The organism is Clostridium sp. CMCC3677, assembly GCF_023845585.1.
In the GTDB taxonomy this organism is placed as follows: Bacteria; Bacillota; Clostridia; order Clostridiales; family Clostridiaceae; genus Clostridium; species Clostridium aquiflavi.
This window is the reverse complement of the sequence record NZ_JAMQHS010000001.1, coordinates 469,147-484,918: the sequence shown is the minus strand read 5'-3', so window position 1 is coordinate 484,918 and position 15,772 is coordinate 469,147. Positions and strand designations below refer to the sequence as shown.

Annotated in this window: 14 protein-coding genes and 1 riboswitch; of the genes, 1 reads left to right on the top strand and 13 read right to left on the bottom strand. The window is 29.8% G+C overall.

All coding sequences use genetic code 11. From position 1 onward, the window contains the following. Positions 1–40 precede the first annotated feature (40 nt). The 5 genes from NG901_RS01970 to NG901_RS01950 are packed head-to-tail and all read right to left on the bottom strand — an operon-like array spanning position 41 to position 5,596. On the bottom strand, positions 41–1,765 hold the full coding sequence (locus tag NG901_RS01970; protein WP_252212033.1) for an ABC transporter ATP-binding protein: 1,725 nt from the start codon (positions 1,763–1,765) through the stop codon (positions 41–43). Continuing rightward, positions 1,762–2,592: an ABC transporter ATP-binding protein gene (locus tag NG901_RS01965; protein ID WP_252212030.1), complete on the bottom strand. Its 831-nt coding sequence runs from the start codon at positions 2,590–2,592 to the stop codon at positions 1,762–1,764. Before NG901_RS01965 ends, NG901_RS01970 begins: the two co-directional genes overlap by 4 nt. A 10-nt stretch (positions 2,593–2,602) precedes the next feature. Continuing rightward, complete coding sequence (locus tag NG901_RS01960) at positions 2,603–3,616, bottom strand: FecCD family ABC transporter permease (protein ID WP_252212028.1); 1,014 nt, start codon at positions 3,614–3,616, stop codon at positions 2,603–2,605. Then, positions 3,613–4,641 carry an iron chelate uptake ABC transporter family permease subunit gene (locus NG901_RS01955; protein WP_309556301.1) on the bottom strand — a complete coding sequence of 343 codons (1,029 nt, stop codon included), beginning with the start codon at positions 4,639–4,641 and terminating at the stop codon, positions 3,613–3,615. Before NG901_RS01955 ends, NG901_RS01960 begins: the two co-directional genes overlap by 4 nt. Positions 4,642–4,666: 25 nt before the next feature. Further along, positions 4,667–5,596: an ABC transporter substrate-binding protein gene (locus NG901_RS01950; RefSeq protein ID WP_252212026.1), complete on the bottom strand. Its 930-nt coding sequence runs from the start codon at positions 5,594–5,596 to the stop codon at positions 4,667–4,669. A gap of 323 nt (positions 5,597–5,919) precedes the next feature. Here NG901_RS01950 and NG901_RS01945 point away from each other — a divergent pair, with 323 nt between their 5' ends. Continuing rightward, positions 5,920–6,888, top strand: a complete 969-nt coding sequence (locus NG901_RS01945; RefSeq protein WP_252212023.1) for a helix-turn-helix domain-containing protein — start codon at positions 5,920–5,922, stop codon at positions 6,886–6,888. A 46-nt stretch (positions 6,889–6,934) separates the two neighbouring features. Here NG901_RS01945 and NG901_RS01940 read toward each other — a convergent pair whose 3' ends face one another. From NG901_RS01940 to nadA, 8 genes are all read right to left on the bottom strand, one after another. Further along, positions 6,935–7,828 carry an ABC transporter substrate-binding protein gene (locus NG901_RS01940; RefSeq protein WP_252212021.1) on the bottom strand — a complete coding sequence of 298 codons (894 nt, stop codon included), beginning with the start codon at positions 7,826–7,828 and terminating at the stop codon, positions 6,935–6,937. 369 nt (positions 7,829–8,197) lie between these two features. Continuing rightward, complete coding sequence (locus NG901_RS01935; RefSeq protein ID WP_252212019.1) at positions 8,198–8,887, bottom strand: radical SAM protein; 690 nt, start codon at positions 8,885–8,887, stop codon at positions 8,198–8,200. Continuing rightward, complete coding sequence (locus tag NG901_RS01930) at positions 8,874–9,449, bottom strand: ECF transporter S component (protein WP_252212017.1); 576 nt, start codon at positions 9,447–9,449, stop codon at positions 8,874–8,876. The genes NG901_RS01935 and NG901_RS01930 overlap by 14 nt, the downstream gene beginning before the upstream one ends. Positions 9,450–9,472: 23 nt before the next feature. After that, a complete protein-coding gene (locus NG901_RS01925; protein WP_252212015.1) occupies positions 9,473–10,453 on the bottom strand; it encodes a nucleoside hydrolase in 981 nt (326 codons plus the stop codon). Positions 10,454–10,724: 271 nt separating this feature from the next. After that, positions 10,725–10,770: riboswitch (PreQ1 riboswitch) on the bottom strand. A 74-nt stretch (positions 10,771–10,844) separates the two neighbouring features. Next, entirely contained in the window at positions 10,845–11,726 is an 882-nt protein-coding gene (locus tag NG901_RS01920) for a DMT family transporter (RefSeq protein WP_252212013.1), read from the bottom strand. 760 nt (positions 11,727–12,486) lie between these two features. Next, positions 12,487–13,326 carry a carboxylating nicotinate-nucleotide diphosphorylase gene (nadC, locus tag NG901_RS01915; protein ID WP_252212011.1) on the bottom strand — a complete coding sequence of 280 codons (840 nt, stop codon included), beginning with the start codon at positions 13,324–13,326 and terminating at the stop codon, positions 12,487–12,489. After that, on the bottom strand, positions 13,304–14,617 hold the full coding sequence (locus NG901_RS01910; protein WP_252212001.1) for an L-aspartate oxidase: 1,314 nt from the start codon (positions 14,615–14,617) through the stop codon (positions 13,304–13,306). The genes nadC and NG901_RS01910 overlap by 23 nt, the downstream gene beginning before the upstream one ends. Positions 14,618–14,622: 5 nt before the next feature. Next, positions 14,623–15,528, bottom strand: a complete 906-nt coding sequence (gene nadA, locus NG901_RS01905) for a quinolinate synthase NadA (RefSeq protein WP_434062230.1) — start codon at positions 15,526–15,528, stop codon at positions 14,623–14,625. Positions 15,529–15,772 lie beyond the last annotated feature (244 nt).

Genomic DNA, 15,772 nt, shown 5'->3' with positions numbered 1-15,772 from the left:
AAATTGCTTTGGCGATTTTAAGCAGTTAATTTTTTTACCTTTAAGATACCTGACTTCTATAGAGCATAGCATAAGTTCCTCCAGAACGAATCAGTTCATCATGGGTTCCCGTTTCTTTAATGCCTGTTCCTTCTAAAACTACAATTTTATCTGCATTAAGGATAGTTGATAATCTATGAGCAATTACTATAGTTGTTCGATCTTTTGAAATTTCATCTAATGCAGCTTGAATTTCTTTCTCTGTTTTTGTATCAAGAGCTGACGTTGCTTCATCTAAAATAAGAATAGGTGAATTTCTAAGAATTGCTCTAGCTATGGAAATTCTCTGTTTCTGTCCTCCAGAAAGACGTACTCCACGCTCACCTATTATGGTATCATAACCATTTTCTAAATTCTCAATAAAATCATGAGCATTAGCTGCTTTTGAAGCCTCAAGAACCTGCTCCCTAGTAGCTTCTTTCCAGCCATAAACAATATTTTCATAAATTGTTCCGTTAAATAAAAAGGTGTCCTGCAAAACCATGCTTATATTGTCCCTAAGACTCTTTAAAGTTACATCTTTAATATCTATTCCATCGATTAAAATGCTTCCATTCTGAGGATCATAAAAGCGATTTAAAAGGCTAGCTATTGTGGTTTTACCAACTCCAGTTGCCCCAACGAAAGCTACAGTTTCTCCCGGATTTACTTTTAAATTTATATTTTTCAAAACGTTTATCTCATCATTGTAGGAGAAAGAAATTCCCTTAAACTCAACTTCTCCTTTAACCCTAGGTATTTTCTTTGCATTAACTTTTTCTTTAACATCTGTAACTTCATCCATAACCTCAAAGACACGCCTACATCCTGCAACTGCGTTACCTGACATTTCCATAAGCCTTGAAAAACTCTTTATAGGTCCATAAAACATACCAAGATACATAGAAAATCCTACAATATCCCCAATATTAACTTCTCCTCTTGAAACCATAAATCCGCCAAATATTATAACTATAACAGAACCTAGAGCCGTGAAAAATGTAAGAAGTGGAAAAGTGGTTTCAAAAAAGAAGCTTGCCCTTAAGTATGTCTTACTATGTTTCATAGAAAGGTTCTTAATCCTTTTTTCTTCTCTTTCCTGTTGATTGAATATCTGTATTTCTTTAATTCCAGAAAAATTATCTTGCACAGTACCAGAAAGTTCTCCTCTAACCATAGAATTCTGCTTCCATATAGGAGAAAGATACTTACTCTGCCAAAGAGTAATTATAATAAGAAAAGGAATAGCAACAAGACTTATAAAAGCTAACTTTACATTAATAGAAAATAATAATATCCCTACACCTACGAAAGTCAATATATTAACAACAAAATCAGGAATTACGTGAGCTAAAAGAATCTCTACCTCCATAACATCATTAATAACTCTGCTAGTTAAATCTCCTGTACGACTTTTATTAAAATACTTAAGCCCCATATGTTGAAGCTTAGAGTAAAGTTCTGTTCTCATATCTGCAACATAATGCAAAGCTGCATGATGGTTTAAATATCCTGAAATAGAGCTTCCAGCTGATTGAAGTATAGTTGCAACTAAAAGCATCAATCCTATTCGTAAAGATTGAGCTCCAAAATCAGAGCTTCCTTCTGTTGCTATACTTGTAAGCTCTCTTAAGGCCCAGGGATTATAAAATCCTGCTATAGTAGAAATAATAACAGCTATTAATGCTAATATTAAATAAATCCAATATCTTCTGGCTCCTATAAAAATACGTAAAGTGGTCCTCATATACCTACCGCCTCCTTTTCCTTCAATTGCACATCCTCATTTTCATCTATAATATCATAGGTAATGCATACTGGACGATTGCTCTTAGGCTCAATAACAACATCAGCATTAATATTGAAGGTTTTTCTAAGAACCTCTGGAGTCATAACTTCTTCAGGAGTTCCATGTTTTATGATGGCTCCTTTTTGAATAGCAATAATATAGTCAGAAAATCTTGCAGCAAGATTTAAATCATGAAGTACCATAACAATAGTACACTTTTGATTACGGTTAAGCTCATATAAAAGCTTTAAAACCTCTAATTGGTGAGCAAGGTCAAGATAAGTAGTAGGTTCATCTAATAAAATTAAATCAGTTTGCTGTGCTAGAGCCATAGCAATCCAAACTCTCTGTCTTTGCCCTCCTGATAAAGTATCAACTTCTCTTCTCTCAAATTCACTTAACTTAGTTGCAGCTAAAGCCCATTTAACAATTTTTTTATCTTCCTCCGTGAGATTTCCAAAACCTTTTTGATGAGGGAAACGTCCATATGCAACTAACTCACTTACAGTAAGTCCACTTGGTGCATTAGGAGTTTGAGGAAGTATGGCCATCTTTTTAGCTATTTCTTTTGTAGGTAATTTACTTATATCTTGTCCACTTAGATGTACTATACCCTTCTTAGGCTTTAATATACGTCCAACAGCTTTCAAGATAGTTGATTTACCGCAGCCATTTGCTCCTATAATAGAAGTTATCTTTCCCTTTGGTATCTGCATATTTAATTCTTTTACAATAAGAGTATCCTCATAAGCTATATCTAAATTTTTAGTTTCAATACTTTTCATACAAACCTCCTTAATTTGACTTTACTAATAGGTATAAGAAGTAAGGTGTACTTAATACAGTAATAACAATTCCTGTAGGAACATCGGTTCCAAGACTTATAGTTCTAGTAATAGTGTCTGATAATAGAATAATTATTGATCCTACTAAAGATGCCGTAGGAATCAATAGTTTATGATTTGAGCCTACAAACTTCCTTGCCATATGTGGTGAAATCATTCCAACAAAAAAGAAGTTTCCACCTAAGGCTACACTACCTGATGATAAAGCAACAGCTGCTACAGCTAGACCTATGAATTCACTCTTTACTGCTACTCCTAAGCCTGTTGCAGTTTGATTACCAAGGTTTAAAGTATTCAAAATACGAGATTTATAAAATACATATAAAAACAGAATCAATACCCAAGGTGCAAGAATAGAAATATACGTCCAATTGTCTCCCCAAAGACTTCCTGCACTCCATCTTTGAACAAAATCCATCTGATTTTCATCTAGCTTTAAAGTAAGCATCATAGTAACAGCACTATATCCACTTCCAACAGCTACCCCTGTCAAAATTAATCCTGTAGGTGATATATTTTTTCCTCTTCTATAGGAAAGTAAAAATATAAGCACTGCTGCTGTCATTCCACCTACAAAAGCTAGAAGTGGGAGAGCAATAGCCGAAGGTACACTATCTACCTTAAAAATAACTATAAACAATAATACAAATAACCCTGACCCAGAACTTATTCCCAAAGTTCCAGGACTAGCCATATCATTGCGAAGTAAACTCTGCATTACACATCCAGCTGTTCCCATACCAATACCTACAAGCATAGTTAATACAATACGAGGAAGACGAAAATCATATACTATAAGATTTTGTTTAGCTGTGCCTTTCCCAAGAAGAACATTAAAAACTTCCGAAGGAGAGAGATTCATTTTACCTGAATTCACACTTATTACTGCCACAACTAACATAGCAATGGTAAGTACCAAAATAATAGTTATACCACGTGAAACTGAATAACCCTTTTTCTTCATTCAAATTCCCTCCTTTGCATCCTTGTAAGATAAAGAAAATATGGAACACCTATTACAGCAAAAATAATTCCAATTGGAGTTTCATAAGGCTTATTAATAAGCCTTCCAACTAAATCTGCTACCACAGTAATCAAAGCTCCATATAATCCCGAAGCTGGAACAATGTATCTATAATCTACCCCTATAAGGTAGCGGACAATATGAGGTACTATTAATCCTATAAAGCCAACAGGTCCAACAACAATTACAGAAAGTCCTGTAAGTATTAAAACAACTACAGTAGAAATCCCTTTAACCTTCTTAGTATTAAGTCCAAGACCTATAGCTGCATCATCTCCAAGATTTAAAACCGTAATTGAAGGCGATATAACAAGGGCTACAATAATACCTACAATAAAGAATGGGAAAACTATAGCAAGTTCACTCCATTTAGCACCTGCTGTTCCTCCAGCAGTCCAATAAGCTAAAGCATATCCGAGTCTATATTTAATAGAAAGATATTGGCTAAAAGCACCAAATAACATTGATATAGAAATACCTGCTAAGACAAGTCTCTGTGGTTTCATCCCTCCTCTACCGATAGATGCAATAAAATAAGTCATACTTGTAGTAACAGCTGCACCAATGCAGGCAAAAAGCATCATCTGTCCATAACTTCCACCAGGTAAAAATGCCATACAAAAAGCTATAGCAAAAGTAGCACCGCTACTTATACCCATAAGCCCAGAATCAGCAAGAGGGTTTCTTGTAGTTCCCTGCATTATAGCACCACATATGGCAAGGCTTGACCCAACAATTATATTAGCTACTATACGAGGAAGTCTTAGAGTTTGAATAATCTGGTGTTCAGTTAAAGAAGAGTCAAAATTAAAAATGGCTCCCCAAGCTGTAGACAAATTCATATCGGCAGCGCCAAAAGAAATTGACGCCGCTGACATAATCACCAACAAAACCACCCCTGCAATCATATAGATTGTAAAATTCAAAGCTCCTAATTGTCGCTTTTTATTATAGGTCTTTTGCATATTTATTTTCCTTTCTTAATTAAAATTATTTAGCTAATGGATTTATTGCATTAATCATATAGTCAAGTTGTTCAGTAAGACTTGTAATATCAGAATAATAGAAAAGACCTAAGTAATTCCCTGGTATTTCTACAACTCTGCCTGCTGCAACCGCAGGAATGCTCTTCCAAATATCTGTTTTTGCATATTCAGATTCTTTACCTTCTTGTTTGAACCACAATATATAGTCTCCAAAATACTCATGAGCCACTTCATAACTTATAGATCCACGGCCTTTTCCGGATTTCTCTATAAGTTCTTTAAGCTTGGCTGGATATTTAAGGCCAAGATAGTCATATACTAAAGTACCACCTCTAGAGCCTGTCTCATAATATATACCACTCCATTCTCCAGAAGGACCCCAATCTTCCATAATGCTGAAAGTTTTTCCTGTAAACGCATCTCCTTTAAGAGTTTTCTTCGCAACATCAAGTTTTTCTTCAAATTTCTCAACAGCTTCTTTTGCTTCAGTAGTACGTCCTGTAGCTTCTCCAATGAACTTTATTCTATCAATAGAACTTTGAGATTCTGGAATAACAAGAACTGGAGCTATTTTGCTGAATTTATCAAAGTCTGCCTCATCATATGTAATGATAAGATCTGGTTCTAAAGCCATAACTTCTTCTGCTTCCCACTTTTCTATTTTTGTTGTAGCCTTAAGTTTATTATAAAAAGGCATAGTTTCTTGTTCCCAAGCATTATATCCAACTAGATTTAACCCTAAAGTAATAACATCTCCAACATACCAGTTTGCAACCACACGCTCAGGTTTAGCAGGAACTGTAATATCTCCTTTTACAGTAGTTACAGTACGAACAGTTGATTCTTTTTTCTCTGCATTTTTAGATGAAGAGCAACCATATAAAATTGCTGTAGTCATAAATATTGCACAAAATAATGACAATAATTTTTTCATTTTATATCTCTCCTTTATAAATATCTTATATTAATCTGATAACGCCGGCACCTGCGTTATATACGAATGTAAGACTAGTCTAACTTTAAAAATCGTAGCATTTATAACTTCTCCTGTCAATCGCTTAAGAAGCTCATTTTCAGAAGTCATTTTCTATTAAAATGATGGTAATTTATTGTTTTATAAGAGTTAAATGAAAATAGTTCTCTTCGTTATGGATTGCAATTTAAATAAAACGGATTATATTTATATTGAAAATCATTCTCAAATAATGATATAATTTTCTTACTTTAAATCAAAGAAAAGAGAGGTGTGAAAGTTTTATGTATGAATATAAAGATTCTTCTTGGAAAGCTTTAGCGGATAAATATAATCTTACTAAAAGACCCTATGGCAAAGGGCAAATTTATGATTTTCCACATCATTGGTCAAATGGATGGATTGCAGAAATAAACCCTGCTAAAGGATTATTTGTTTCAAGTGCTTGGCTTACTCCAAGTGAACAGATAGTACATACAATAAATTCTAGTGATCCTTTTATGCTGCTTTTTTGTATTGACTGCGGAGAAATAGTCTATTCACAGCAAGGAAAGAAGAAGCAAGCTTTATCCCCTATCACTCATCTAATTATTAATCCTCAAAAACAATTTACCTTTACTTTCTCTAAAGACGTACACTATTGTTTTACCAGTGTTTTAATTTTTGATGGCTTTATAAAACCTTTTCTCAAAGATCGCACCAATGCACCTAAAATCAGTGTTGAGGATGCGAAGCTTTGGAAAACACAACATTACAATACCCCTGATATAATGCTTATTTTGGAACAAATTAGATGGGCTGTACGAAATACAGACATGCCTTTACTTGCTTTTGAGGGTATGACTTTGCATCTATTATCTGCAATCACTAGAAATTTCCCTGATATACCTAAAATAAGAAGCAGCCGCCGTCACTATGTTACTTGGGAAAATGAGCAAAAGATTTATGAAGTGAAAACTAAAATTGATGAGGATATTTTGAACCCTCCAGCTATAATTGAACTATGCAGAATAGCTGAAATGAGCGAAAGCAAGCTTCGTGAATCTTTTAAAAACCACTATGGAATTCCCCTTTATAAATATATTCGCATAGAAACCATGAAAAGAGCCATGCAGCTTTTATCTGCTGACCATCTAAGTATTCGTAACATATCTGAACTATGCGGCTATAAAAATCCAGCAAAATTTGCTGCTGCCTTTAAAGATGTACATGGAATTACTCCTAGTTATTTTAGAAAATCTTTTAATTTATAAAAAAATTTAAGATACTTATATCACATAAGTATCTTAATCTTTCTTACTAACTTTCTAGTAATTTATTCATAATATAATCTAACTGTACATTAGATGAGTAAATATCTATATCATAAAATAATGTAAAATCAATTGGTATAACATGTCCTTCTTTAACTGCCGGAATTGACTGCCAAACTGGATTGTTCGCTAGTTTCCCAATCTCTCCACTAAATATTATGTAATCTCCAGCATAATCCTTAATTGTTTCAAGAGAAATCTCTCGATGCTGATCTTTACCAATAACTTCATTCTGTATAACATCTGGTGCTTTGAATCCTAATTGACTATAAATTAGGTCGCCTCCACGGCCCCATTTATCACCATACACCCAAACTCCTCCATTTTGGTTGCTTTCAAAAATACTGAATTTCTTATCCATAATTTTTTTAGAATCCAATTCTTTCTTTGCATTATTTATCTTTTCTTTAAAATCAGACTGTGCCTTTTCTGCCTCTTCCTTTTTATTTAAAACCTCCCCTAAAAAGGCTATTCTCTCCTCCATATTAAGAGTAGTAAAAGGAATATAAACTGTAGGAGCAATCTTAGAAAATTCATCAATCTTTTCTTCGCTTACAACAAGAATAAGGTCTGGATCATATTTCATTATCTCTTCTGGTTCAAACTTTTCCCATACAGGTAAACCCTCTACCTCTTTTTCATAAGCACTACCTTTTGCATCATATGTAGCTACTGGTTTAACTCCTAAAGCCAAAACATCACCCATTCCATAAGTAGCAATAACTCTTTTAGGATTAGCAGGAACATTAACATCACCTCTTACAGTACTTACAGTACGAACAGCTTCTTCTTTTTTAGTAGTATCCTTAGCTGAAGAACAACCAACTAAAATTAAAGTAGTCATAAATATTGTACAAAATAATGACAATAATTTTTTCATTTTATATCTCTCCCTTATAAACATCTTATTTTTAACCTGAATAACACCTATGCCCGTGCTATACAAAAATGTAAGACTAGTCTAACTTTTAAAAGCGTAGCATTTATATTTTCCTCTGTCAATTGTCAAGGAAGCTCCTTTCCAAAAGTTACTTTTTCTTAAAATAAGGGCTATTTATTGTCTTATAATAGTTAAATGAAAATTCTTCTCTTTATTATGGAGTGTAACTTAATTAAAATGGATTATGCAATATACATATCTTAAAGAGCTTCTTTTTTGTATAATTTTACTAACCCACTAATTTAAAATTCTATAAGATAAATACATAAAAAATTAGCTAGTAAAATCTACTTTTACTAGCTAATACTTTTAATCTCCAACACCAAAATCAGTATTTTCAAATAATATTTCTATTTTTTCAACATCTCTTAAGAATTGATATTCTTTTTCAAACCACTTTATTAATTCTTCATCCCTTTTTATTTCAGTAGTATTTTCAGTAAATATATTTACTGTTCCATAGTCAAAATGATGTAATACTATATCTATATCTCTTTTTATCATTTCTTTAGTTTGTCCTTTTATCCCAACCAAAAGACAAACTGATTGAAAATGCTCTTTTACTTCTTCATATGTTTTAAAGTTAGCATTTTTATTTAAGAATTTGTTTCTAAAATCATTATCGAAACTCTCAACTCCAATTTTAAAAACTATTTCTATTCCAAAAAAATCTCTCATTTCTTGTAGTTTATTTTTATAACACCAATGACTTTCTAAAAATATTTTTTTTATACCGTTCTTATCTATTACTTCTTTTATCTTATTTAATGTTTCTTTTGGTAATTCAAAACAGCTCCCAGAATTTATTACTTCTAAAGTCTTATAAACACCATTTACATTATCAAGAACTTCAAAATCCAATTTATTTATTTCTTCCTCTTTTGTTGAGTTATCATCTATATAATCACAAAATGTACATTTTCCCCAAATACATGGAAATCCTTTTAATAAAACAATTTCTCTCTTATTTTTTTCTTTTATAACATTATATCTGTCCATTAACTTCATTCCTAACTAAATTCATAATAAATTTCATTGGCATCGCTTTTATTACTGAAAATACTAATGCAAAACTAACGGCTTTATCTAATAAATCAGTAAATATTTGAGTAGAAAATACTGCTGTAATTGTACTTATTCCTAAATTTTTAAATATAGCAACAATTATGCTAGAACCTGATGACGTTACTCCATTAAACACAAATGCTGCTACTATTGATGCCGTTATTGATCCTAAAACAGTAATTAATATAATTGATAATACAGATCTAATACCTTCAAATTTAGAATTTTTAAAACATGCTCCCGTACTTAAACCTACAATTATTTGAACAGGCATAAAGTAAAATGAAATTGGATCAAAAGTTGCTCCATTTACTATTGAAGTTAATCCACCAACTATTCCGCCATTAATTGGACCTAGTAAAACTGCACTTAATAAAGTTCCTATTGTATCAATATATATTGGTAATTTAAAACTTAGCGCTATAAATCCCCCTACAAGATTTATAACTATACATAAAGACATAAATGTCATTACATTTAAATTTATTTTTTTCATATTTTAATTCCCCCTTTTATTGCTTAATTGCCGTACTTTGAATTATTTAATATATTAAAAATATCTTTCTTATGCTCTGGAAGTAACCTTGTTAAAAACATTTCCATGAATGCTTTTGAATTTACTTCTGTTAATACCAGGCAATTTGGTTCTTTTCTATAAAAATCCCCTTCATCTACTAAGCTCATACCAATTGCTTTTCCTTCTGTAACTATATCCACGTAATATTCTTTTCCACTACAAAGACTTGGATCTATAAAATAAGCTATTGCTAATGGATCATTTATCACGCACCCCAAAGTTCTTTCTTGCTCCCAATGAAAATCCACATAAAATCTTGTTATTTTAACTATTAAATCTGCTAATGGATTCTTAAATTGTTTTAACATCTCTATATAGTTAGGCGTTAATACAATTTCTCTTGTTACATCTAATCCAACCATGGTAATTTTTCTATTAAGTTCATTAAAAACTTTTTCTGCGCCATGTGGATCTACCCAAAAATTAAATTCAGCAACTTGCGAACAATTTCCAAAGCTCTTAAATGCTCCCCCCATTAAAATTAATTCTTTCATCTTTCTCGTTGTTTCTTTATCTTTATCTAAAGCTTTTGCAATATTAGTTAAGGGACCTATTGCTATTATTGATAATTCATCCTCTTCTTTTAAAGAATCTAAAATGAAATCTACTGCGCCTTCTTTATAATTAGCTTCTTCTACTTTCGGTAAAAATGTTTCTCCAAGTCCATCTTCACCATGAGTATCTTCTGCTGTAATTAGCTCTCTTGTTAGTGGTTCCCCATCCCCTATATATACAGGAATATCTAACCTTCCAAGTTCTTTTAATATTTTAAGAGCATTTTCTGCACCTTTTTTAGCATGTACATTACCAGAAACAATAGTTATACCTTTTACTTCTAATTCCTCAGACTTTAATGCAAACATGATTGCTAATGAATCATCAATTCCAGGATCACAATCTATTATTATTTTTTTCTTATTCATTACTACTTCTCCTTACCTTTTGTGTTTAGAACACAAATACAACGCTTACTCTTCATATCTAATTCTCCACTATTATTCTCTCTAAACACATATATTATTAGATTTTTTTAATTTAAGGCTATGTTTTAAAATACATTATTTTAAAAGTTATCCACAAATTTTTTAATAATATAAATTCCTAAAGAATAAAAAATGCCTTGAGAATAACCATCTCAAAGCATGAAAAATAAAAAAAGTCGCAATTAACCATGCGACTTATTAAATCTTATTTAATTGCCTAGTTTTTTATAGAGGGATGGTCTTCGAACCTCTCCCACTTTTTAACAAAGTGGATTTTTATTAAATTTTCTTATTGAGTATATCAAATATTATAATTATTTTCAAGTAACATTTACTTACTTTGAACCTTGTCTAATTTTTTATTGTATAGAAACATATATAATGAAGCTGTAAATATTATTAAATATCCTATAATACTTAAGTGATCTGGTAATGCTCCAAATATAACTAAACTTATTATAGCTGAGAATAATATGTTAGAATAATCAAAGATTGATATTTCCTTAGCTGGTGCATACTTATAAGCTAAAGTTACTCCAAATTGACCTACACTTGCAAAAACACCTGCTAATATCAAATAAATTAATTGCATCATAGTCATAGATTTATAGGATAGCATCATAAATGGAAATAATACTATTGATGAAAAAGTTGAAAAATAAAATACTATCGTATAATGTTTTTCTTTTCCCCCCAATTCTCTTACACAAGTATAAGCTGCTGCTGCAAATATAGCACCACCAACTCCTGCTAAAGCCGATATTACTTCAAGATTGAATGATGGCTTTATAATGAATAATGCTCCTAAAAATGCAATTATTAAAGATATGATTTGTTTTGTATTTATTTTTTCTTTTAAAAATAAAGCTGAAAAAATAATCACAAAAAATGGGCTCAATTTATTTAGCATATTAGCATCTGATAAAACTAATTTATCTATTGTATAAAAATTCAATACAATTCCCAGTGTTCCAAATAAAGATCTTAATACAAGAATCTTTTGATTTTCTCTTTTTCCAAAAAAGCTTTCTTTATGTTTAATTATTAAACTTAAAGCAATTAAACTTGCTACTAAATTTCTAAAAAATGATTTTTGTAAAGATGGTAAATCTCCTGAAAGCTTAACAAAAGCTGACATCATTGCAAATCCAAATGCTGATAATATTATAAATATTATTCCTTTACTTCTATTACTAAAATTATCTAAATTCATGATTTCCTCACTTTCTTAATTAAATAAAGTTCTATATATAATTTATATATTTTTTAAAACTTTGCTTCAATAACTTATTCATATAAAATTCTTTCCATTAACTATAATAACATATTACTCTTAGTTCTTTAAAATTTAATGTTAAATAATATATAAACATTTATTCAAAATATGGATAAAATAAAAACTGCTGATAACAATTTTATCAGCAGTTTCTATTTTAATACGTATGATTAATTATAATATATAATTTGATGAAATGTACTTTTTCTTAGGGAGAACAGAAAAAATCCAAACTAAATAATAAGGTCACGCAATTATTTATTTAGTAAATTAGTATTTTGAGTGTGTGCTTTCAATACTTGCTAATTTATTTTTTCATAGTACACTTCATAAAATCTTTGCTTTGGTAAAATTTTTATTGTGTATAGCAATAATTTGTCTCATTTGTCATTGAATGAGTTATGTTTGCTTTGAGATTGATTCTCATTTACAATATTATAATATCTCTATTTTGTACTATTGTCAATACTTTATTAGAAAAATTTAAAATTTATTTTTTAATTGTTTATAATATAAAATTTCTATTAAAATTCTATGTCTTTAACTTGCTTATATAATTTACTAAAACAGAATCTTGTTTAATTTATGAATATATAAATTTTCTGCTAAGTTGATAGGTCTTAAATCAAAAATTGATATTATAATGTAAGATTTAATTTATAGTAATTAAGCTTACATTTATAATATCAATTTTATTTTAATCTAGAATACTTAAATTTTTCATACTTAAGTCTAATATTTTAGCTGAATGAGTTAACGCCCCCACTGATATATAGTCAACTCCTATTTCTGCTATTTCTTTTATGTTATCTATATTTACATTACCTGAAAATTCTATTAAAACCCTATTATTAATTATTCTTACTGCTTCCTTTGCTGTTTTCAAATTCATATTATCAAGCATTATTATATCCACTTTAGCTTCTAATGCTTCATTAACCATATCTAATGTTTCTGCCTCCACTTCTATTTTTCTAACAAATGATGAATTCTTTTTACACATCTCAACTGCCTTTTTTATTCCACCAGCTGCACTTATATGATTATCTTTAAGCATAATTCCATCAGATAAATTAAACCTATGGTTATCTCCCCCACCAATTTTTACTGAATACTTTTCTAAAATTCTTAAATTAGGAGTTGTCTTTCTAGTATCTAATAACTTAGCCCTTGTATGCTCTATTTTGTTAACAAATTTATTTGTAAGAGTTGCTATACCACTCATTCTTTGTAGTAAATTTAATGCTACTCTTTCGCCTAATAATACATTACGTGTATCACCTTTCAATAAAGCAATTTTTTCACCAGGACATATTTTATCACCATCTTTTTTATTAAATCCAATCTGAACATTTCCTAAAATATCAAATACTCTTTTAAATACTTCTAATCCTGAAAGTATTCCCTCCTCTTTACATAATAGGTCTACTGTGCATATGCTACTTTCTTTTATTATTGAATTTGTTGTTATATCTTCATTTGGAATATCCTCTAATAATGCTTCTTTTATTATTTTATCTACAACTAAATAATTCATTTGTTACCATTCCCCCATTTAAAACAAGCAATTCTTTAACTATCTGTTCTTTTTCTTCACTTAATTCTTCTATTGATTTATTTATATTTTTTACTGATATAATATTAGAATTGATATATTTTTCTGTTGAATTAATCAAATTTGCACACCTTTTTGAAAATACAAGTCCCTCTAATAGTGAATTGCTTGCAAGGCGATTAGCTCCATGAATTCCAGTGCAACTTGTCTCTCCAACAGCATATAAATTTTTCATTGAAGTTACTGCATTAATATCCACTTCTACTCCTCCCATAAAAAAATGTTGTGCTGGTGAAACTTTAATATAGTCTTTAGTTATATCAGTTCCTCTTTTTAGACATTCTTTATATATTGATGAAAATCTATTCATAATATAATCTTTATCTAAAAATGTTATATCTAAATATACGTATTCACTGTCTGTTTTTTTCATTTCTTCATACACAGCTTTAGAAACCACATCTCTTGGCAAAAGTTCATTAATAAATCTTTCACCATTAATATTTAAAAGTTTTCCTCCTTCTCCCCTTAAAGACTCTGATATAAGAAATCTTCTCTCAAAATTACCTTCGTCATAAAATACTGTTGGGTGAATTTGAATATAATTAATATCCTTCACTTTTATATCATGCTTCTTAGCAATAGCTAATGAGTCACCTTTTAATATTCTTTGGTTTGTTGAATCACTAAATAATCCACCTATTCCTCCAGTGGCTAATACTACATTTTTAGCATAAACATTTATTTGATCATTATCTTTTAATAATATTCCACCAATACATTTATTTTCATTTTCTATAATGTCAACAAAATAAGTATTTTCATAAATCATTATATTTTCTTTTTCTTTTGCTTGTTCAATAAGTACTTTTGCTACATTTTCACCAGTGTTATCTTTTGTGTGAACAATTCTATTTACTGAATGTGCTCCTTCTTTAGTATAATTTAAAGTTCCATCATCGTTCTTATCAAAATTTACACCAAGAGATATTAAATTTTTTATATTACTCATTGATTCATTAGCTAAAACCTCTACTGCTTTTAAATCATTTTTGTATTGTCCAGCTTTTAAAGTGTCTTCTATAAAAATAGGTATGTCCTCTTTACTTATTGATGTAGATATACCTCCTTGTGCCAAATAAGTATTCGTACATGTAACACTAGATTTGCATACTACTAAAACATTTAAGTTTTCGTTTAAATTTAATGCACAGTATAGTCCTGATACGCCTGAACCTATTACTAAAACATCTACAAATTTATTTCTAACCATATTTATTACTCCCCTAACTTATGCATATTTTCTAATGAAACTAATGCTCTCTTTCTAATATCTTCATCTAGTGTTATTTCATTTTTCATATTTAGCAAAGTATAATATAAATTTTCTAAGCTTGTCTTCTTCATATTCCCACAGCATATACTTTTTCCTGGAATATAAAACTTTTTATTAGGATTTTTATTTTTTAATTCATACAAAATCCCTTCTTCGGTACAAATAATAAATTCACTGCCTTTATCCTCCGTTGCGTAATTTATTATTTCACTTGTACTTCCGATATAATCTCCTAAACCTCTTATTTCCTTTGTACATTCTGGATGAACTAATATTTTTGCTTCCGTATATTGTTCCTTTAACATTAATATATCTTCTTTTAAAATTTTATTGTGACATGGACAGAATCCATCCCATAATATAAAATCCTTCTCTTTAAAAAATTCTGATATATATTGACCTAAATTTTTATCTGGTAAAAATATTATTTGTTTATTAGGCACATTCTTTATTATTTTTAATGCACTTGAAGAGGTAACTGAAACATCACTACATGCTTTAACTTTATATGTAGAATTTATATAACATACTACATAAGCATTAGGATATTTTTCTTTTAAAGTTAATAATTCTTTTTCTTTTGCCATATCTGCCATTAAACAACCTGCATCAATACATGGCATTAATACTTTTTTGTTAGGAGATAATATCTTTGCACTTTCTCCCATAAATTTAACTCCACAAAACACTATTACCTCTTCTTTACAACTTCTAGCTATCTTACTTAAATAATACGAATCTCCAACATAGTCTGCTAATTCTTGTATTATATCTGGCTGATAATAATGAGCTAATATTATTGCATTTTTTTCATTTTTTAACTTTAATATTTTATCTATTAAATCTATAGACATAGTTACACCACTTTCAATTTTATTTTACATCTGTATATACACTTATGTAATGATTATATCACCACCATTTTTTATCTTCAATATATAAATAATCCAAATTATAATAAACAGAATTAATATAATAAATAAATATTTTTGTTTTTTGAGGGAATACTTTTATTGTGTGCTAATAATAGGTTAAAACGTACTTTAAATAGATTACGTTGAATTTACAAATTTAAATTCTAATTTAGATTAA